At 46.2% G+C, this 17,739-nt stretch carries 25 protein-coding genes and 1 rRNA gene; 24 read left to right on the plus strand and 2 right to left on the minus strand.

The genetic code is table 11. The features are described 5' to 3' along the window. The first annotated feature begins 24 nt into the window (after positions 1-24). The 20 genes from rplO to M3630_RS28415 all read left to right on the plus strand — a co-directional run bounded on the left by rplO (position 25) and on the right by M3630_RS28415 (position 14,120). Positions 25-465, plus strand: coding sequence for a 50S ribosomal protein L15 (rplO, locus tag M3630_RS28320; protein ID WP_007716272.1), 441 nt, complete (start codon positions 25-27; stop codon positions 463-465). Next, entirely contained in the window at positions 465-1,760 is a 1,296-nt protein-coding gene (gene secY, locus M3630_RS28325) for a preprotein translocase subunit SecY (protein WP_251254404.1), read from the plus strand. Before rplO ends, secY begins: the two co-directional genes overlap by 1 nt. A 60-nt stretch (positions 1,761-1,820) precedes the next feature. After that, the gene (locus M3630_RS28330; protein ID WP_012683997.1) at positions 1,821-2,465 is read left to right on the plus strand and encodes an adenylate kinase; all 645 of its coding nucleotides are present in this window, start codon (positions 1,821-1,823) and stop codon (positions 2,463-2,465) included. A gap of 6 nt (positions 2,466-2,471) precedes the next feature. Further along, the gene (gene map / locus M3630_RS28335; protein WP_173612331.1) at positions 2,472-3,218 is read left to right on the plus strand and encodes a type I methionyl aminopeptidase; all 747 of its coding nucleotides are present in this window, start codon (positions 2,472-2,474) and stop codon (positions 3,216-3,218) included. A gap of 118 nt (positions 3,219-3,336) precedes the next feature. Further along, positions 3,337-3,555, plus strand: a complete 219-nt coding sequence (gene infA, locus M3630_RS28340; protein ID WP_003333772.1) for a translation initiation factor IF-1 — start codon at positions 3,337-3,339, stop codon at positions 3,553-3,555. A 34-nt stretch (positions 3,556-3,589) separates the two neighbouring features. Next, entirely contained in the window at positions 3,590-3,703 is a 114-nt protein-coding gene (rpmJ, locus tag M3630_RS28345) for a 50S ribosomal protein L36 (RefSeq protein ID WP_003333770.1), read from the plus strand. 21 nt (positions 3,704-3,724) lie between these two features. Continuing rightward, on the plus strand, positions 3,725-4,093 hold the full coding sequence (rpsM, locus tag M3630_RS28350) for a 30S ribosomal protein S13 (RefSeq protein ID WP_012683999.1): 369 nt from the start codon (positions 3,725-3,727) through the stop codon (positions 4,091-4,093). Between the two features lie 16 nt (positions 4,094-4,109). Further along, on the plus strand, positions 4,110-4,511 hold the full coding sequence (gene rpsK / locus M3630_RS28355; protein WP_005828803.1) for a 30S ribosomal protein S11: 402 nt from the start codon (positions 4,110-4,112) through the stop codon (positions 4,509-4,511). Positions 4,512-4,667: 156 nt separating this feature from the next. Beyond that, positions 4,668-5,612, plus strand: a complete 945-nt coding sequence (locus M3630_RS28360; protein WP_005828801.1) for a DNA-directed RNA polymerase subunit alpha — start codon at positions 4,668-4,670, stop codon at positions 5,610-5,612. Between the two features lie 56 nt (positions 5,613-5,668). Then, positions 5,669-6,028 (plus strand): 50S ribosomal protein L17, encoded by a 360-nt coding sequence (gene rplQ / locus M3630_RS28365; protein WP_012684000.1) that lies wholly within the window; start codon positions 5,669-5,671, stop codon positions 6,026-6,028. Positions 6,029-6,196: 168 nt separating this feature from the next. Continuing rightward, complete coding sequence (locus M3630_RS28370) at positions 6,197-7,048, plus strand: energy-coupling factor transporter ATPase (RefSeq protein ID WP_251254406.1); 852 nt, start codon at positions 6,197-6,199, stop codon at positions 7,046-7,048. Next, positions 7,024-7,896: an energy-coupling factor transporter ATPase gene (locus M3630_RS28375; protein ID WP_251254408.1), complete on the plus strand. Its 873-nt coding sequence runs from the start codon at positions 7,024-7,026 to the stop codon at positions 7,894-7,896. The genes M3630_RS28370 and M3630_RS28375 overlap by 25 nt, the downstream gene beginning before the upstream one ends. A 2-nt stretch (positions 7,897-7,898) precedes the next feature. Beyond that, positions 7,899-8,696, plus strand: coding sequence for an energy-coupling factor transporter transmembrane component T family protein (locus M3630_RS28380; RefSeq protein WP_173612334.1), 798 nt, complete (start codon positions 7,899-7,901; stop codon positions 8,694-8,696). Next, positions 8,693-9,427, plus strand: coding sequence for a tRNA pseudouridine(38-40) synthase TruA (gene truA / locus M3630_RS28385; RefSeq protein ID WP_251254414.1), 735 nt, complete (start codon positions 8,693-8,695; stop codon positions 9,425-9,427). Before M3630_RS28380 ends, truA begins: the two co-directional genes overlap by 4 nt. 254 nt (positions 9,428-9,681) lie before the next feature. Further along, positions 9,682-10,119, plus strand: coding sequence for a 50S ribosomal protein L13 (rplM, locus tag M3630_RS28390; protein ID WP_012684005.1), 438 nt, complete (start codon positions 9,682-9,684; stop codon positions 10,117-10,119). A 20-nt stretch (positions 10,120-10,139) separates the two neighbouring features. Further along, the gene (rpsI, locus tag M3630_RS28395) at positions 10,140-10,532 is read left to right on the plus strand and encodes a 30S ribosomal protein S9 (RefSeq protein ID WP_005828788.1); all 393 of its coding nucleotides are present in this window, start codon (positions 10,140-10,142) and stop codon (positions 10,530-10,532) included. Positions 10,533-11,128: 596 nt separating this feature from the next. Continuing rightward, the gene (locus M3630_RS28400) at positions 11,129-11,443 is read left to right on the plus strand and encodes a DUF3986 family protein (protein WP_251254415.1); all 315 of its coding nucleotides are present in this window, start codon (positions 11,129-11,131) and stop codon (positions 11,441-11,443) included. A 32-nt stretch (positions 11,444-11,475) separates the two neighbouring features. Continuing rightward, the gene (locus M3630_RS28405; RefSeq protein WP_251254416.1) at positions 11,476-11,976 is read left to right on the plus strand and encodes a YpjP family protein; all 501 of its coding nucleotides are present in this window, start codon (positions 11,476-11,478) and stop codon (positions 11,974-11,976) included. Positions 11,977-12,179: 203 nt separating this feature from the next. Next, positions 12,180-12,896: an N-acetylmuramoyl-L-alanine amidase CwlD gene (cwlD, locus tag M3630_RS28410; protein ID WP_269137329.1), complete on the plus strand. Its 717-nt coding sequence runs from the start codon at positions 12,180-12,182 to the stop codon at positions 12,894-12,896. 111 nt (positions 12,897-13,007) lie between these two features. Further along, positions 13,008-14,120: a P-loop NTPase gene (locus M3630_RS28415; RefSeq protein WP_173612339.1), complete on the plus strand. Its 1,113-nt coding sequence runs from the start codon at positions 13,008-13,010 to the stop codon at positions 14,118-14,120. A gap of 52 nt (positions 14,121-14,172) precedes the next feature. Here the strand turns inward: M3630_RS28415 and gerD are convergent, their stop codons facing one another. Beyond that, complete coding sequence (gerD, locus tag M3630_RS28420) at positions 14,173-14,823, minus strand: spore germination lipoprotein GerD (protein WP_251254417.1); 651 nt, start codon at positions 14,821-14,823, stop codon at positions 14,173-14,175. Between the two features lie 125 nt (positions 14,824-14,948). Between gerD and M3630_RS28425 the strand changes: the two genes are divergently transcribed. Then, entirely contained in the window at positions 14,949-15,536 is a 588-nt protein-coding gene (locus M3630_RS28425; RefSeq protein ID WP_251254418.1) for a KinB-signaling pathway activation protein, read from the plus strand. 26 nt (positions 15,537-15,562) lie between these two features. Here the strand turns inward: M3630_RS28425 and pdaB are convergent, their stop codons facing one another. Further along, entirely contained in the window at positions 15,563-16,333 is a 771-nt protein-coding gene (gene pdaB, locus M3630_RS28430; protein ID WP_251254419.1) for a polysaccharide deacetylase family sporulation protein PdaB, read from the minus strand. Between the two features lie 124 nt (positions 16,334-16,457). On the opposite strand from pdaB, the gene M3630_RS28435 reads away from it, so the two are divergent. The 3 genes from M3630_RS28435 to M3630_RS28445 all read left to right on the plus strand — a co-directional run. Next, entirely contained in the window at positions 16,458-17,111 is a 654-nt protein-coding gene (locus M3630_RS28435) for a stage II sporulation protein M (RefSeq protein WP_251254420.1), read from the plus strand. Between the two features lie 115 nt (positions 17,112-17,226). Beyond that, positions 17,227-17,460 carry a hypothetical protein gene (locus tag M3630_RS28440; RefSeq protein ID WP_007716307.1) on the plus strand — a complete coding sequence of 78 codons (234 nt, stop codon included), beginning with the start codon at positions 17,227-17,229 and terminating at the stop codon, positions 17,458-17,460. A 186-nt stretch (positions 17,461-17,646) separates the two neighbouring features. Further along, positions 17,647-17,739 (plus strand): 16S ribosomal RNA (locus M3630_RS28445); the annotation flags it as partial.

Consider the following 17,739-nt stretch of genomic DNA (forward strand, 5'->3'; position numbering starts at 1 on the left):
TCAATTAGTTAGGAGGTGCAACGTATGAAATTGCATGAACTGCAACCTGCAGAAGGATCCCGTCACACTCGTAAGCGCATCGGTCGCGGTATCGGTAGCGGTACTGGCAAAACTGCTGGTAAAGGTCACAAAGGTCAAAACGCTCGTTCCGGCGGAGGTGTTCGCCCAGGATTCGAGGGTGGTCAAAACCCATTGTACCGTCGTCTGCCTAAGCGTGGTTTCACTAACATTAGCCGCAAAGAATTTGCGATTGTTAGCTTGGACGCGCTGAACCGTTTCGAAGAGGGCACTGTAGTAACACCTGAGCTGTTGAAAGAAACTGGTGTTATCAGCGCGCTGCGCGACGGTGTTAAGGTTCTTGCTAACGGTGAACTGACTGTGAAGCTGACTGTAAAAGCTCACAAGTTCTCCGGAGCTGCTGCTGAGAAGATCGCACAAGTCGGTGGAACAACCGAGGTGATCTAATGTTAGCGTCCTTAACTAACATTTTCAAAATTAGCGACCTTCGTCGCAAAATCCTTTTTACGCTCATGATGCTGGTCGTTTTCCGGATCGGAAGCTTTGTGCCAGTTCCTAACGTAAATGTCGAGTTGTTTCAGCAGAATACAAACCAATTACTGGGCTTGTTAAACACCTTCTCAGGTGGAGCACTGCATAACTTCTCGATTTTTGCCATGGGTATCATGCCGTACATTACGGCATCGATTATCATGCAGCTGATGTCCATGGATGTTGTGCCTAAGCTTACGCAATGGGCTCGTGAAGGGGAAGTTGGTCGTCGCAAGATTGCCACCGTTACCCGTTACGCTACGATTATCCTTGGTTTGATTCAGTCTGTAGGGATGACGATTGGATTCAACAATATGGCGCCTGGTTTGCTAAACGACACTTCGGTTAGCAGCTATGCACTCATTGCGTTGACATTGACAGCTGGGACCGCATTCATGATGTGGATGGGGGAACAGATTACGGAGAAGGGTATCGGTAACGGGATTTCGATCCTGATCGTTGGCGGGATCGTCGCTAACATTCCGCAAGGGATTACGACGATTTACACAACACAGTTCGCTGACCCATCTCAAAACGTATTCTTCAGCATCGTCAAAGTTCTGCTTATCCTATTGGTGATCCTCGCCATTATTGTCGGGGTTATCTTTATGCAGCAAGGCCTTCGTAAGATTCCAGTGCAATATGCGAAACGAGTGGTTGGACGCAAAATGTACGGTGGTCAATCTACCCACATTCCACTGAAAATCAACTCTGCTGGTGTTATTCCTGTTATCTTTGCGGTATCGCTGGTAATGTTCCCGTCAACGATTGCTCAGTTCTGGGTGGATGCATCCGGTCAAGGATTTGCTAACTGGATTTATGAGAACTTCCAAGTCAACAAACCATTAGGAATGACGCTTTACGCTATCTTGATTCTCGGATTCACCTACTTCTACACATTCGTACAGATCAACCCTGTACAAATGGCAGAAAACATGAGAAAAAATGGCGGTTACATTCCTGGTATCCGACCTGGTAAAAACACTGAGGTATTCATTACTCGTACATTAAACCGGTTAACATTGGCGGGCGCTTTGTTCTTGATGATTATTGCGATTTTGCCATTCTTCTTCGGCAGTCTTGCAAACTTGCCACAATCCATTTACATCGGTGGTACATCGCTGTTGATCGTGGTTGGGGTAAGCTTGGATACAATGAAGCAGATTGAAAGTCAAATGATCAAACGCCACTACCAAGGGTTTATCAAGTAATGACTTAGATGTTTACAGAAAAGCTTCTGTAGCTTTTTCGATGGGACGGAGGGAATGGACGTGAACATAATTCTGATGGGACTGCCTGGAGCCGGTAAAGGGACACAGGCAGAACGTATCGTAAAAGAGTTTGACATCCCGCACATTTCGACTGGCGACATGTTCCGAGCTGCGGTCAAAAACGAAACGCCGCTCGGACTAGAGGCTAAATCCTACATGGATAAAGGACATCTCGTCCCAGACGAGGTCGTCATTGGTATTGTGCGGGAGCGCCTTTCGATGGATGACTGCGCAAAGGGATTCCTCTTAGATGGTTTTCCGCGCACAGTTCCTCAGGCGGAAGCGTTGACAGCTACAGTAAAAGAGCTGGGACGCGAAATTGACCATGTAATTAACATCAACGTTCAACGCGAGCAATTGATTGAACGTCTGACCGGTCGCTGGATCTGCCCTGTTTGCGGTGCTAGCTATCACACGATGTTCAATCCTCCAAAAGAGGCTGGCGTATGTGATAAAGATGGTGGTAAGCTGTATCAGCGTGAAGACGACAAGATCGAAGTGGTAACACAACGCCTTGACGTAAATATCGCTCAAACACAGCCACTTATCGACTACTACTCCGCACAGGAACTTCTGCGAGATATCGATGGAGAACAAGATATCCAGGTAGTGTTTGCGGAAATTAAGTCATTGTTGCGAGGGTAATTGCGAATGATTATCCTAAAGTCGAAAGCAGAACTTGAGGTTATGCGCGAAGCTGGTCGTATCGTCGCACTCACCCATCAAGAACTGGCCAAGGCGATCAAGCCTGGTGTCACGACGAAGCAGCTAGACGAAATTGCCGAGACCTTTATTCGAAGCATGGGAGCAATTCCATCGTTTAAAGGCTATGGTGGCTTTCCAGGAAGTATCTGTGCTTCAGTCAATGAAGAACTCGTACACGGGATCCCAGGTAAACGGGCGTTACAAGAAGGAGACATTATCAGTATCGACATTGGTGCCCAGTTTCAGGGTTACCATGGCGACTCCGCTTGGACGTATCCGGTCGGTATGATTTCAACAGAAAACCAGATGCTGCTCAGAGTAACGGAAGAGTCGTTGTACAAGGGGCTTGAAAAAGCTGTTCCGGGTGGACGCTTATCCGACATCTCTCATGCGATTCAGGTTCATGCAGAAGCTGCCGGCTTCACACTCGTTCGCGAGTATGTGGGGCATGGGATCGGGCAAAACTTGCACGAAGATCCGCAGGTTCCTAATTACGGCCCTCCTGATCGAGGACCGCGGTTAAAACCAGGCATGGTGTTGGCAATTGAGCCAATGGTAAATGCCGGCGAACGTTATGTCCGCACATTGGAGGACAATTGGACGGTAGTAACAGTGGATCGGAAAACTTGTGCTCATTTTGAACACACCATCGCGATTACGGAAGATGGCTATGAGATTTTTACACGGACATAAAAACGGTAGTTCCGAACGGTTCGGGATTGTCGTCCAACGTGTCGACGATAAGTTCGTTGTGTGATCATTTCGCAAAACTCATGGTCCGACTGAAGAGCAGAAGAAAGGAGAGTTTACCATGGCAAAAGATGATGTAATTGAGGTGGAAGGTACGGTAATCGAACCTTTGCCAAATGCTATGTTTCGAGTAGAATTAGAGAATGGACATAAAGTCCTCGCTCACGTCTCTGGAAAAATCCGCATGCACTTTATCCGTATCCTGCCGGGGGATAAAGTAACTGTTGAACTGTCGCCGTACGACTTAACCCGCGGACGTATTACGTACCGCTATAAATAGTAAGCAAAACCCCTAGAAAAGGGAGGCAAGAACCATGAAAGTGAGACCTTCGGTTAAACCGATCTGCGAGAAATGCAAGGTTATCCGTCGCAAAGGTAACGTAATGGTTATTTGTGAAAATCCGAAGCATAAGCAAAAACAAGGGTAAACAAGGAGGTGCTTTTGACACATGGCACGTATTGCAGGCGTAGACTTGCCGCGCGAAAAACGCGTTGAAGTTGCTCTTACCTACATTTTTGGTATTGGCCGCCCCACGTCTCAAAAAATTCTGTCCGCTACTGGCGTAGACATGAACACTCGTGTTCGCGATCTGACAGAAGACGAAGTGAACAAACTTCGTGAGTACATCGACAAAACTGTGAAGGTGGAAGGTGACCTCCGTCGTGAGATCTCCCTCAACATCAAGCGTCTGATGGAAATCGGTTGCTTCCGTGGCATCCGTCATCGTCGTGGACTTCCAGTTCGCGGTCAACGTTCTAAAACAAATGCTCGTACGCGTAAAGGTCCACGCCGTACAGTAGCAAACAAGAAGAAGTAAAGGAGGGTAATCTGACATGGCGAAAAGAAAACAAGCTACAGCAACTCGTACCCGTCGTCGTGACCGTAAGAATGTTGAAGTCGGCGTAGCACACATTCGTTCTACTTTCAACAATACGATCGTCACTATCACGGATCCACACGGTAACGCGATCTCTTGGTCCAGTGCTGGTTCCCTCGGCTTCAAAGGCTCCCGTAAAAGCACTCCATTTGCTGCGCAAATGGCTGCTGAAGCGGCTGCACGCGTTGCTATGGAACACGGCATGCGTTCCCTTGAAGTATCGGTAAAAGGCCCAGGTGCAGGTCGTGAAGCTGCGATCCGTTCCCTGCAAGCAACTGGTCTTGAAGTGAACATGATTAAAGACGTGACGCCAATTCCGCACAACGGTTGCCGTCCACCAAAACGTCGCCGCGTGTAACTGGTTTATATCGTTCAGAACATGTCCATACTAGAATGGTAAATTCTGATTTATAGCTTGTCATGCACGCAAACGGTAAACCGCCGGGGAAATTCCTGAGTGGGCACGTATGCGGCCCACCCAAGGATTTCGACGTTTTGAAGGAGGGTTTGTTTAATGATAGAAATAGAAAAACCAAAAATCGAGGTTGTGGAAGTAAGCGACGACAACTCGTATGGAAAGTTTGTTGTAGAACCTCTAGAGCGCGGATACGGAACTACCCTTGGCAACTCGCTGAGACGAATTCTTCTTTCGTCCTTGCCAGGCGCGGCAGTTCGTACTGTTCAAATCGATGGGGTTCTTCACGAATTCTCTACGGTTGAAGGCGTCGTTGAAGATGTAACCGAGATCATCCTGAACATCAAAGGCTTGGCGCTGAAGATCCATTCCGATGAAGAAAAAGTAATCGAGATCGATGCAGAAGGCGAAGGCGTTGTCAAAGCGGGAGATATCCGTGCTGACAGTGATGTGGAGGTCTTAAACCCTGATCTTCATATTGCAACGTTGGCCAATGGCGGTCGTCTGCATATCCGCATGACAGCTGGACGTGGTCGTGGTTATGTTCAATCTGACGGAAACAAATCTGAGGATCTGCCTATTGGTGTGATTCCGATTGATTCGATCTACACGCCGATCAAGCGCGTTAACTATCAAGTGGAAAATACCCGTGTAGGGCAAATGACCAACTATGACAAGTTAACACTTGAGGTTTGGACTAACGGTAGCATCAGTCCGGAAGAAGCCGTGAGTCTCGGCGCAAAAATCATGACGGAGCACCTGAACCTGTTCGTTGGTCTGACTGACGAGGCGAAGGATGCAGAAATCATGGTAGAGAAGGAAGAGGACAAGAAAGAGAAAGTCTTGGAGATGACTATCGAAGAGCTCGATCTTTCCGTTCGTTCCTACAACTGCTTGAAGCGTGCCGGTATTAATACCGTGCAAGAGCTGACGCAGAAGACCGAAGAGGACATGATGAAAGTACGCAATCTGGGGCGCAAATCTCTTGAAGAAGTTCAAGAAAAGTTAGCTGAACTGGGCCTGTCCCTGCGCAGTGACGACTAGAGTAGCAAACCAAGAAGCATACTTTTGTTCTCTCGATTAAGAGGGAGGTAAACCACATGGCACAACGTAAATTGGGTCGTCGTAGCTCAGCTCGTAAAGCGCTGTTCCGCGACTTGGTAACAGACCTGATCATCAACGAGCGCATCGAAACTACAGAGATGAAGGCGAAAGAACTGCGCCCAATCGCTGAAAAAATGATTACGCTCGCGAAACGTGGCGATCTGCATGCTCGCCGTCAAGTTGCTGCTTTCGTTCGCAAAGAAGTTGCGAATGCTGAAGGCCGCGATGCTGTTCAAAAACTGTTCGATGAAATCGCTCCTCGCTTCAAAGAGCGCAACGGTGGATACACTCGTATCCTGAAAGCCGGCCCTCGCCGTGGCGACGCTGCTCCAATGGCGTACATCGAATTCGTTTAATACATGTAAACTGGTCGTTTACTCAGGTTTTAAGCCTGGTAGATTACCGCGAAAAGGGTGGGGGCAGATCTGGTCATAGGCTGGACTCTGATTCAACCCTTTTTTCCTTTTACATCGAAATCCTGCTAGTCAGTTCCCTGTGAAGGCTGGGGAGGTTGTGAATGCCTCATGAATGAAGATAACCTGCTGGCATTGCGAGATGTTTCTTATACCTACGATGGTGAGGATGGCCAACGGGTTCCGGTATTACAAGGTGTTGACCTTACCATTCAAAAAGGTTCCTTTGTATCCGTATTGGGGCACAACGGTTCCGGCAAATCAACGATGGCAAAGCTGATGAATGCTCTATTGCTTCCTGAAGGCGGCGCAGTACTTATCAGTGGAATGGATACGAAAGATGGGGAGCAGCTTTGGGAAATTCGACGACATGTTGGCATGGTCTTTCAGAACCCGGACAATCAGATTGTGGGGGCTACTGTGGAAGATGATGTCGCCTTTGGCCTAGAAAACATGGGTGTGGACCCCAAAGAGATGCGAAATCGTATTGATGAGGCGCTCGGTTCTGTAGGGATGGAGTCTTATTTACAGGCACAACCACATCGTCTGTCTGGGGGTCAAAAGCAACGCGTGGCGATCGCCGGGATTATGGCGATGCGGCCTTCTGTCATCATCCTGGATGAAGCGACAGCGATGCTTGATCCACAAGGGAGAATGGAAGTGCTGAATCTGGCTCGTCAACTGAACCGTGATGAGGGACTCACGATCATTAATATTACCCATTTTCCGGAAGAAGCCATCTATTCGGATAAGGTCATCGTCATGAATGCGGGTGAAGTCCTGATGGAAGGTAAGCCGAGTGAAGTGTTTAATGAAGTAGATCGTTTGAAACAGGTGGGACTGGATGTACCATTTGCCGTTCGACTGCGACACGCACTTCATTCCAAAGGGATTGAATTACCGTTTGTCCTGCATCAAGAGGAGCTGGTGGAGCACGTATGCAAATTACTTTTGACCAAGTAAGCCATATCTACGCAAAGGGAACACCGTTCGAACGAGTTGCCTTACACAATATTTCGCTGACGATTCCATCCGGTTCGTTTGTCGGAATTATAGGCCAGACGGGCTCAGGTAAGTCAACGCTGATTCAGCATTTGAACGGGTTGCTGATGCCTAGTTCAGGGCAGATTACCCTGGGTGATGCGGTCATTACTCCAAAGCGACGATTACCCCATGCTAAAAGGCGCGATATTGGGCTCGTCTTTCAATATCCTGAACATCAGTTGTTTGAAGAAACGGTTGCGAAGGATGTTGCTTTTGGACCGCTCAATTTTGACTTGCCAACGGAAATGGTGAAAGCCCGCGTAAAGGAGTCCCTTGAAATTGTTGGCCTGGATTATGCCACGATCAAGGATCGTTCGCCATTTCATTTAAGTGGCGGACAAATGCGACGTGTTGCTTTGGCTGGTGTTCTTGCCATGCAGCCGAAGGTTCTGGTATTGGATGAACCAACTGCGGGTCTTGATCCTGCGGGACGAGTCACGATTCTGGAAGGGATCTACCGGATTCATCAGGAACAAAACCTCACGACACTATTGGTTACACACAGCATGGAAGAGGCAGCCCGCTATGCAGACTATTTGCTTGTGATGGCACAAGGTCAAGTAGCTTTGCAGGGGAAGCCAGAGGAAGTATTCATGCAAGTGGAGCGTCTCCGAGAACTGTCTTTGGATGTACCGGAAACGGTGGCTTTCGTATCGCAAATGAATCAAATGCTGCCGGACAAGGCTAGTCTGCCGAGCTCCCTTTATCGGGAGGAAGAGCTGATTGCCCATCTGCTGGAACGACTGTCCGTACCAAAGGAGGGCTAGGCATGCTGCAGAATATCGCAATTGGTCAATACGTACCAGGGCAATCTTTTTTACATCGTGCAGATCCGCGAAGCAAGCTTCTCTTCATCATCCTTTTTGCTACCTTGATTTTTCTGGCTAACAATGCGGTTACCTACGCCATACTCATTGGTTTTACCTTGTATGCTGCACTTCTTTCTAGGCTTTCATTGTCCTATATATTAAAAAGCTTAAAGCCCGTCTGGATCCTGATTTTGTTTACCGTTGTCTTGCATATTTTTATCACAAAAGGCGGGACGGTCTACTTTCAGTGGGGATGGTTTACAGTAGAAGAACAGGGAGTTCGCCAGGCGATCTTCATTTCTTTGCGCTTGGGACTTTTGATTCTCATTAGCTCCTTGCTAACACTGACCACCTCTCCTATCGATTTGACGGAGGGTTTGGAGCGTTTACTAGGACCACTAGGGAAGATCGGCATACCGGTTCATGATATAGCCCTGATGATGTCAATTGCACTCCGGTTCATTCCGACCCTGATGGAAGAAACGGATAAAATTATCAAGGCGCAGACCGCCAGAGGAGCCAATTTCACTAGTGGAAGTCTCGTACGCAGAGCCAAGAACCTGATTCCGATCGCTATTCCATTGTTCGTTAGTGCATTTCGGCGTGCGGAAGAGCTGGCTTTGGCGATGGAAGCACGTGGCTATCGCGGGGGAGTGGGGAGAACGCGGCTGAATAAGCTGACGTTCACTTGGCGTGATGGAATCGTAGCTGTTGTGAGTGTGATCCTGGTAATCGTGATTGGGTGGTGGCGTACATGAAGCGACTGCGATGTGTATTGGCATATGACGGAACTGACTTTAGCGGTTTTCAGGTACAGCCAGATCAAGTAACGGTCCAGGGTGAAATTGAAGCCGCATTGAATCGGATTACCGGAGAAGATATCCAAGTCTTCGGATCAGGCCGGACAGACGCGGGTGTTCATGCACGCGGTCAAGTGATTCACTTTGACACGTCGAGCAACATTCCGATGGATAAATGGCGGTTTGTGTTGAATAATCAGTTGCCTGATTCTATTGTCATTCGGACAGTCGAAGAGGTCGATGCCTCTTTTCATGCGCGTTTTGACGTGCAAGTTAAAGAATATCGATATTGTATCGACAACAATCCGGTAGCAGATGTATTTCGACATCGTTACGCCGACCATGTCCGGTTCCCGTTAGATGTGGACGCGATGCAGCAGGCTGCTCATTACTTGGTGGGTGAACATGATTTTACTTCCTTTTGCTCGGCAAAAACATTCGTCGAGGACAAGGTTCGGACTGTGTACGGGCTCACCGTGGAAAAAATCGGAGACGAGGTATGGGTGACATGCCGAGGCAACGGTTTTTTGTACAACATGGTTCGAATTATTGTGGGGACTTTGGTTGAAGTAGGGCAAGGAAAAAGAAACCCTGCTGAACTGAAGGAAATCCTCGCCGCATGTGATCGGGAAAAGGCAGGTAAGACAGCACCAGCCAAGGGTCTGACCATGTGGGAGGTTGTCTACTAGTTCTCTGATTTCCAACTATTAGACGAACGAGCAGCACTTGACTATAGGGCGTCTATGTAGTACGATATTCCTTGGTATTTTAACCCCGCCTAGCCCCACTCTAGCCCCGGGATTGAAAGACAAGAACGTGATTACATGGAACACCTGGAAGAGTTGCTCACCCGTAACAGCAATTATCTTCCATTGCAAGTTTCGGTTGTTTTGGTTATAAGTAGATGGATATGTGTTAGGTAAGATATTTAGGAGGGACAAAAATGCGTACCACATATATGGCGAAACCGCTCGAAGTTGAGCGCAAATGGTACATCGTTGACGCTGAAGGCCAAACGCTGGGTCGTCTGGCGAGCGAAGTAGCTTCTATCCTGCGCGGAAAATTGAAACCAGAATTCACTCCTCACGTTGACGCTGGCGATTTCGTAATCGTAATCAACGCTGACAAAGTGAAATTGACTGGTAACAAACTGAATGACAAAATTTACTACACTCACTCCCTGTATCCAGGTGGTTTGAAAAAGACCACTGCTGGCGCAATGCTGAACAAACGCCCAGATCGTATGTTCGAACTGGCGGTAAAAGGCATGCTGCCTAAAAACAGCCTGGGACGTCAAATGTTCACCAAGCTGAAAGTATACGCTGGAACTGAGCATCCGCACGCAGCACAAAAACCAGAAGTTTGGCAAATTCGCGGTTAAGGTAAAGGGAGGAAATATACGTGGCACAAGTACAATACTACGGTACAGGTCGTCGTAAGCACTCCGTAGCACGCGTTCGCCTGGTTCCAGGTGAAGGTCGCATCGTGATCAACAAGCGTGAAATGGATACTTACTTTGGTTTGGAAACACTGAAATTGATCGTAAAACAACCACTCGTTCTGACTGAAACTCTCGGTCGTTACGATGTATTGGTTAACGTAAACGGCGGCGGAACCACTGGTCAAGCTGGTGCAATCCGTCACGGCGTTGCTCGCGCTCTGCTGAAAGCAGATCCGGAACTGCGTGGCGCTCTGAAACGCGCTGGCTTCCTGACTCGCGATCCTCGTATGAAAGAGCGTAAGAAATACGGCTTGAAAGCAGCTCGTCGCGCACCTCAATTCTCCAAGCGCTAAGAAGCTTTCAATTATCAACATTATCGCCCTTGGCCATCATTGGTCAGGGGCTTTAATTTTTTCTTCCAACGGCCCTCCAATTTGCCTTCAAAATTCCGCTAACCCGAAAAGCACTGTCTTCCAACGAGTCCATTGCCACTTTATTAATTACCAAAAAAAGTAAATTTCATATTGAAAACAATTATTAAAATGGTATAATTTGGTATATTCAATAATGTTAGGAGGTCATTCATATGGGATAGTAACTATGAAGTGTAGAGCTACATAGCAGCTGGTGCTACTGTATCTACTCCGAAATGGTCTGCTCGTGTGAACTCAACCGCTATCATTTTACTAGTGCTCGTGAGTGAAATCGGAGGCAAAAGCTACTGAATATACTTCGAGCATCAACTGTTGTCAATGGCAAATGGACATCTCGAACGCGAGCGATACGTTGCTGGAGGATGGCTCAAATTTGGCCTCCCGAATGGATCACTGACCACATGAGTCAGGTGGTGGAATACCGCATAAGAATCAATCATAGAGCCACTATTACACTTGGCTTGAAAATTCAACATACGAAAAAGTGAATCTTGAGAAATGGGAGAGTGGAAAGAATGTTGGATTGGGACAAAATGCAAGAGGAGTACGTAACGGATCATCATTTTCATGTTTCTTACCATGAAGATGGATACGATATCGAGGGTACTGTATGGAAAAAGAAAAACGGAAATGGTTGGGATGTTCTCTTTTCTGATATACATAATGAGCTAAATGAAGAGAATGATACTCAATTAGATTTAGTAATTTTCCGCTATGAAAAAGATCAGTTAGACATTGAAGAAATCAATGAAATGTTTGCACAATGGGTCAACAAGGTGCTTCTTCGTAATGCAAAAGATAAATCAGTATACATGTACAAGGAAACATGAAATCAATTAAAGAAAAGGTGGTAGATTTTTAAATGTTTAAGAAGATAGTATCGCTTGTTTTAGCGGTTTCGTTTGTTTTTACTGGTGTCGTGGGGACTTCCACTGTAGCCGCGGCAGATCATCATTCTCAAGTAACAACTAAACAGAATCTCTCGAGTTCAATGAGAGAGTCAGAAATGAAAGAGAAGCAACAGGTTGCACCAATTGTTGCCAGAATCATCATAAAAGCAGCAGAATTTGCTGTTAAGAAATTAGGGAAAAAGATAGCAGATGATGTATGGCCTGTTGTGAAGAAAAAGCTGGATGATCTTTTGGAATCAGCTAAAGATCTTTCTGTGAAAGGCCCTGGTGGCGGTGAAAGAGTTTTCGCTATATTTAGCGATAAAACGGAAATTTTCAGATTGGATGCTAAGTTATTAAAAAAATCGGATGGATACTATCTGTGGGTTCATTATCATATTCGTCCCAATATGGAAGATCATCATGATATTGCTAATATTTATATGGGAAAAGATAAGCCTGGTGGCTGGTAAGTGGACCTACGTGCAGAAACGCCACGCATTGGAAAAACAGTATGTAATCTAATGTGTGGCGTTTCTTTTCTTTTTGCCTTGGGATCGATACATCCCCCTTGTCTGTTTCGCAGGCAGGGGGTTTTTCCTTTTTACAAACGGGTATATTTGTCCAAGTTTGTCCATATGATGGAACGAGAATGGGACAAAGGGGACGATACACTGTGACACGAAAAGGAGTAGGCTGGATATTGGCTTTCGCGGTACTTATGCTGTTGTTCACCTACGAAGCGCCTGATCGTTCTTCCTGGCAAGCGTGGTCGCTGCCACTGACGGGAACGGTCATAGCTATTGACCCTGGGCATGGGGGAATCGATGGCGGTGCCGTTTCCAAAAAGGGGGATGTAGTTGAGAAAGAAGTGACTTTGGCCATTAGCATGTACTTGCGAGATTTCCTTCAGCAGTCTGGAGCGTTTGTGGTTATGACGAGGGAGGAAGACAAGGATTTGGCGAGTCCAGATGCGGCACAGGCACGCAAACGAAAATCTGAGGATATTCGAAACCGGGTAAGGCTGGTCAATGATAGTACACCGGATTTTTTGGTCAGCATACACGTTAATTCCATCCCTTCTCCGAAATGGTCGGGAGCACAGACTTTTTATTCCCCTAGCTTCAAAAAGAGTGCAGAAGTTTCTTATTTGATACAAGATGAGATCAAACGGGTGATCGGTCATACAGATCGGGTTCCGAGTAAGACGAACAATGTGTTCTTGATTCGGGAGGTTAACTGCCCGGCCGTTTTGGTAGAAGTAGGCTTTGTCAGCAATACAGAGGAGGCCAAGCGACTTCAGAGCGTTGAATACCAAAAAGCTATGGCAAATGCCATTTATCAGGGAATATTGCGTCAGTACTCGGGAGAAAAAGCGCCAATTACACCCTGAGATGGCGGTGATCGTGTTCCGACCGCCCGAATATGCTATAATGAACGCGCATACGCTGCCGTTATACCAGCATGAAAATGTTTGAAAAGATTATAGATGAGGTGAACCAGAATGTTGACCAGAGAACAGGTTCTCGAAGCACTACGCGATGTAAAAGACCCTGAAATTAATCGTAGCTTGGTCGAGCTCAACATGATTCGGGATATCCATATTGAAGGCAAGACAGTAAGCCTCACAGTCGTTCTGACGATTTCGGGCTGTCCGCTAAAAGCCAAGATTGAGGACGATGTCATCGCAGCTGTGAAAGCGCTAGGAGCAGAAGAAGTACGCCTGCAATTCGGTTCGATGACAGACGAGGAACGTGCGGCTCTGTCTGCTCAGCTTCGCAAGAACCAAGGTGGGCAAACACATAACATGACACCGGGACAAGCTCCTCTCTTGAATCCGATCTTGGCGAAGGATTCGAATACGACCTTTATCGCGGTCACTTCCGGAAAAGGTGGCGTCGGAAAGTCGACGGTGACAGTGAACCTTGCTGTTGCGCTGGCTCGTCTAGGAAAAAAAGTGGGCATTATCGACGCAGACATTTACGGCTTTAGTGTGCCCGATATGATGAATATTGAACAACGTCCAACCGTGATTGGGGAAACCATTCTGCCTGTTGAAAAGCAAAATGTAAAGGTTATGTCCATGGGCTTTTTTGTAGAGGACAACTCTCCGATCATTTGGCGTGGTCCTATGTTGGGGAAAATGCTGCGTAACTTTTTCACAGAAGTGCACTGGGGCGAAGAATTGGACTACCTCTTGTTGGATTTGCCTCCAGGAACTGGAGACATGGCCCTTGACGTGCATACCATGATTCCGCAAAGCATGGAGATTGTCGTAACTACTCCTCATGCTACTGCAGCGTTTGTAGCAGCTCGCGCAGGAGCTATGGCAAAGCGAACTGGTCATGAAATTCTCGGTATTGTAGAAAATATGGCATGGTACGAAGCTAAGGATGGTTCGAAAGAATACGTATTCGGTCGTGGTGGAGGAGCCAAGCTTGCCGAGACATTGGCATGTGAGCTGCTTGCTCAAATTCCGCTGGGACAACCGGATAATCATCCATCTGAACCTGATTATTCCCCATCCATCTATGGAGAAAAGACCGAAATTGGTCAGCTTTACATCGATATGGCCAAACGTGTCATAGAAAAATGCGGGGAAGCCGTCAAACAATAAGATCTAAGAAGATGAAAAAGGTGGGCTCTACAATAGAGCTCACCTTTGCATTTTAAGAAGATTTACCGCTGCTTCCACCAGAAGAACCTCCGCCGGAACCTCCACCTTTACCTTCTTTTCCTTTTTTCTTCGGCTTCAGTTCCTTTGGTTTGGTCATGTCCTCGGATACTTTGGTCATGATCTTCATGAGTTCAGCCTGGAACAAAGGACTTTGCAAGGAATCCTTCATCACTTGCATGGTTTGCTGTCGATAAGCAGAGCTTTTCATCAGGTCCATCAAATTTTTCTCAAACTCAGGGTCTTTCATTACGCTGATAAGCTCTTTTTGGTATTCAGGGTCCTTCATCAGGTCCTTCATTAGCGTTTTTTGTTCATTCTTCATGGATTTCGCCATAGCGCTTGCGAACTTAGGATCTTTAAACGCTTCTTTGATGTGCGTGCTATTGGGATTCGTCATGCTTTGGATCAAAGTTGACCGCACTGTCGACTCGTCCAGCATCAGGCTTTGTTTGAACTTGTCATCCTTCATCATTTTACCTACAGATTGCTTCGCTTCGTCCGTCTGTAATATGTCCAGCACCATGTCTTTGACGCTTTTATAATCAGGCTGAGACGAACTTTGCGCTTGTCCGCCACCCCCGCAACTGGTGAGGACCAGACAGACAAGAGCGGTTAACCAAAAAGACATCGTCTTTTTTCTCATGGGGTGGACACCTCCTTCTTTACTCTGCCTACAAGTAACGTGTGCATTTTGTTTTGTTCTTACGCTAGTATTTTCTTGTATCCATTGGTACAATCAAATTCGATGTGGATGGGAGGGAATACTTGGTGAGTTTGCGTAAGTATGGATGGCTTTTTATTACCACGCTCTTGCTTGGGGGATTAGGAGGGATCCTGGTTGCCTTTATTTTTGACTTGGACAAGCTACTCGGGGGAAGCACCGGTAACTTTTTTGTGGGCTTGTTCATGTATCTCCTGTATGGAATGACCATTAGTATTGTGGCTCAGATGGGTTTTTTTGCGTATATGACGATTAATTATTTCGCTAAAACAATATTCAAAACGGCTTCGCTGTGGAAAAGTGTCCAAGTATTTCTTATTTTGTTTGTCTTTTTCGATATGATTTATCTTCGCTATACGTCTTTCGGTGAAGGAAAAGGATTTGGTTCGTACTTTATTGAGCCAACGGTATTATTGATTGTTGCTATTGTTACCGCATATGGAAAAGTAAGTCTGACCAATAAATCAGCATGGATACCGACGACCTTCTTTATGTTTGTCGTTACGGCACTGGAATGGATTCCTGCATTGAAGGAAGATAATGTGCGTGCAACACTGTCCATGCTCGTCCCACTATTGTTTTGTAACGTCTGGCAAGTCATGCAATTGCACCGTCTGGTAAAAAGAGAAAGCTGACCCAATGAAGGTCAGCTTTTTTTGTTTTAGTGAATTTCTTTGCTGTCTACACTTGTACCCGAAATGAGTTCAGATACGGTAACGAATTCATAGCCATCCTTACGTAGTTGATCAATGATCACTGGGAGGGCAAGATGTGTATCTTTCGCAGAATCGCTCGCGTGCATCAGGACGATGTCTCCTGGATGAGCTTTCGATAATACATTATTGATGATCACATCTGTTCCCGGATTGGTCCAATCTTTTGAGTCCGTATCCCATTGGATGACGGAATACCCCATGCGATTCGCGATTTCCAGCACTCGTTTGTCAAAATCACCATTTGGCATCCGAATGAGCGTTGGTTTTTTTCCAGTCATTTCGGTTAAAATGGAGTCCGCTTTAGCCATTTGGGAGCGAATTTCTTCATCGGCGTATTTGGTGTAGTTATCATGCTTGTGACCGTGCGAACCAATTTCAAAGCCATCCTCTTTGATTCGTTTCAAAATGTCCGGATGTCGTTGACTCCAAGGAGAGGAGAGGAAAAAGGTCGCTTTGTTTACTTTTTTTTCTTTCAACACATTCAGTATAGGTATTGCTCTTGTCTCTCCCCAGCTGATATCAAAGGTAAGGGCGATTTTCTTTTCTTTGGTGTCGACCTTATAAATAGCTTGGGGGGCTTGCGTGCTGGCACCTTCAGCAAAAGCAGCAATTGAATCGCGTTCCGCATAACCAATTCCGGCTGTTAGTACGATGGCCGCGACGATAATTAAGATTTGCTTTAGTCGTTTTGCACTGATGACGTAAATGAATTTCATGGATAGCACCTCCTTTGTCCGATAACAGTTTATGCAGGGAAGACAAGGATATTCTTTGGCCTGTTGGCTATTGTTGAGGTACAATGCATATAGTGAATTATGAGGCAGTAAAGGGGTGTGGTGCATGGGCAGTCGATTGCGGCATTTATGGCTTGATAACCGAAAATATTTCTTCGCCGCATGCTTATTATTTTTTGGTGGTGCCTTGATTGGTTATTTTCAAGCACCGCTCGTTGAAGAGATGGTCGGTAAAATGATGGGCCAATTAAAGGAAATCGCTGAACGGATAAAAGAAAACGGCGGCGGACCTTTAGCGGTATTCTGGATGATTTTTTCCAATAATGTTTTTAGTGCATTGATGATGATGGCCCTGGGAATATTGTTTGCATTGTTTCCCATAATTGGAATGCTCACGAATGGAGTGCTGCTTGGATTTATCCTTTTCAAATACAGTGGGGTTGGAGTGAGTCCATGGCTTATTTTTAGTACAGGGATTTTGCCGCATGGAATTTTTGAGCTCCCAGCTATCCTGTTTGCAGCGGGAGTTGGTATTCGTTTAGGGGTGCTGAGTTTACGATCAGTGGGAGTTCTAATCCAACCGCAAAAGCTGGCACGATTGAAAAATGACTGGTACGATACTCTCAAGCAATTTCCAATAGCGGTTCTTACTGTGGTCGTTTTGCTATTCGTTGCTGCCATTGTGGAGAGTACTATAACCCCAACCATTCTCAAGGAAACGGTGGGCCAACAACTGCAGCAATTGAACTTACTGAAATAATTCAGATTTGCAAACAAATTGAAGCCTTCCTAAACGGAGGGCTTTTTATTTTGAATAGGGCTGAATTTTGATGGAAAGGATAGAGGAGAGACTCGTAAGGCGGAGGGCGATATCGTTGCTAGGGTTTTTGTTCAATACGAAAGAGGTACAGGAACTAGAATACTTGTTAAAACGTGAGCTGGAAGAGATGCTCCTTGATTTTAGCGATAAACGAATTGATCAACTAGTGAAGCGGGCCATGGAGGAGAGGTACTCCATCATGTTTCGCATGTACGCAAGAATCGCCTCTCCCAATGAATTATCCAAGTATGTCAGACGCAGAAAACTCGGGGAGGAGCATTATACTTAAAAACTTTTTTAAAAAACATATTGACTCAAAGATAGGTAACGTGATAGATTAATTCTTGTCCTTAAGACGCCATCACAAATAACGATGAACATTGAGGACAGGAAATTGCTCCTTGAAAACTGAACAGCGAAAGCGTTAATGAGTCTATCATGAAATGATTTGCCAGCTTTGAACCAGTAACAAACTTTATTGGAGAGTTTGATCCTGGCTCAGGACGAACGCTGGCGGCGTGCCTAATACATGCAAGTCGAGCGAGGGTCTTCGGACCCTAGCGGCGGA

Origin of the sequence: Brevibacillus sp. MER 51, assembly GCF_023714195.1 — a bacterium.
In the GTDB taxonomy this organism is placed as follows: domain Bacteria; phylum Bacillota; class Bacilli; order Brevibacillales; family Brevibacillaceae; genus Brevibacillus.

Bases quoted from the DNA above. Each gene is read 5' to 3' on its own strand.
- rplO (WP_007716272.1), top strand. From the start codon at position 25: ATGAAATTGCATGAACTGCAACCTGCAGAAGGATCCCGTCACACTCGT.
- secY (WP_251254404.1), top strand. From the start codon at position 465: ATGTTAGCGTCCTTAACTAACATTTTCAAAATTAGCGACCTTCGTCGC.
- map (WP_173612331.1), top strand. From the start codon at position 2,472: ATGATTATCCTAAAGTCGAAAGCAGAACTTGAGGTTATGCGCGAAGCT.
- infA (WP_003333772.1), top strand. From the start codon at position 3,337: ATGGCAAAAGATGATGTAATTGAGGTGGAAGGTACGGTAATCGAACCT.
- rpmJ (WP_003333770.1), top strand. From the start codon at position 3,590: ATGAAAGTGAGACCTTCGGTTAAACCGATCTGCGAGAAATGCAAGGTT.
- rpsM (WP_012683999.1), top strand. From the start codon at position 3,725: ATGGCACGTATTGCAGGCGTAGACTTGCCGCGCGAAAAACGCGTTGAA.
- rpsK (WP_005828803.1), top strand. From the start codon at position 4,110: ATGGCGAAAAGAAAACAAGCTACAGCAACTCGTACCCGTCGTCGTGAC.
- M3630_RS28360 (WP_005828801.1), top strand. From the start codon at position 4,668: ATGATAGAAATAGAAAAACCAAAAATCGAGGTTGTGGAAGTAAGCGAC.
- rplQ (WP_012684000.1), top strand. From the start codon at position 5,669: ATGGCACAACGTAAATTGGGTCGTCGTAGCTCAGCTCGTAAAGCGCTG.
- M3630_RS28370 (WP_251254406.1), top strand. From the start codon at position 6,197: ATGAATGAAGATAACCTGCTGGCATTGCGAGATGTTTCTTATACCTAC.
- M3630_RS28375 (WP_251254408.1), top strand. From the start codon at position 7,024: ATGCAAATTACTTTTGACCAAGTAAGCCATATCTACGCAAAGGGAACA.
- M3630_RS28380 (WP_173612334.1), top strand. From the start codon at position 7,899: ATGCTGCAGAATATCGCAATTGGTCAATACGTACCAGGGCAATCTTTT.
- truA (WP_251254414.1), top strand. From the start codon at position 8,693: ATGAAGCGACTGCGATGTGTATTGGCATATGACGGAACTGACTTTAGC.
- rplM (WP_012684005.1), top strand. From the start codon at position 9,682: ATGCGTACCACATATATGGCGAAACCGCTCGAAGTTGAGCGCAAATGG.
- M3630_RS28400 (WP_251254415.1), top strand. From the start codon at position 11,129: ATGTTGGATTGGGACAAAATGCAAGAGGAGTACGTAACGGATCATCAT.
- M3630_RS28405 (WP_251254416.1), top strand. From the start codon at position 11,476: ATGTTTAAGAAGATAGTATCGCTTGTTTTAGCGGTTTCGTTTGTTTTT.
- M3630_RS28415 (WP_173612339.1), top strand. From the start codon at position 13,008: ATGTTGACCAGAGAACAGGTTCTCGAAGCACTACGCGATGTAAAAGAC.
- gerD (WP_251254417.1), bottom strand. From the start codon at position 14,823: ATGAGAAAAAAGACGATGTCTTTTTGGTTAACCGCTCTTGTCTGTCTG.
- pdaB (WP_251254419.1), bottom strand. From the start codon at position 16,333: ATGAAATTCATTTACGTCATCAGTGCAAAACGACTAAAGCAAATCTTA.
- M3630_RS28435 (WP_251254420.1), top strand. From the start codon at position 16,458: ATGGGCAGTCGATTGCGGCATTTATGGCTTGATAACCGAAAATATTTC.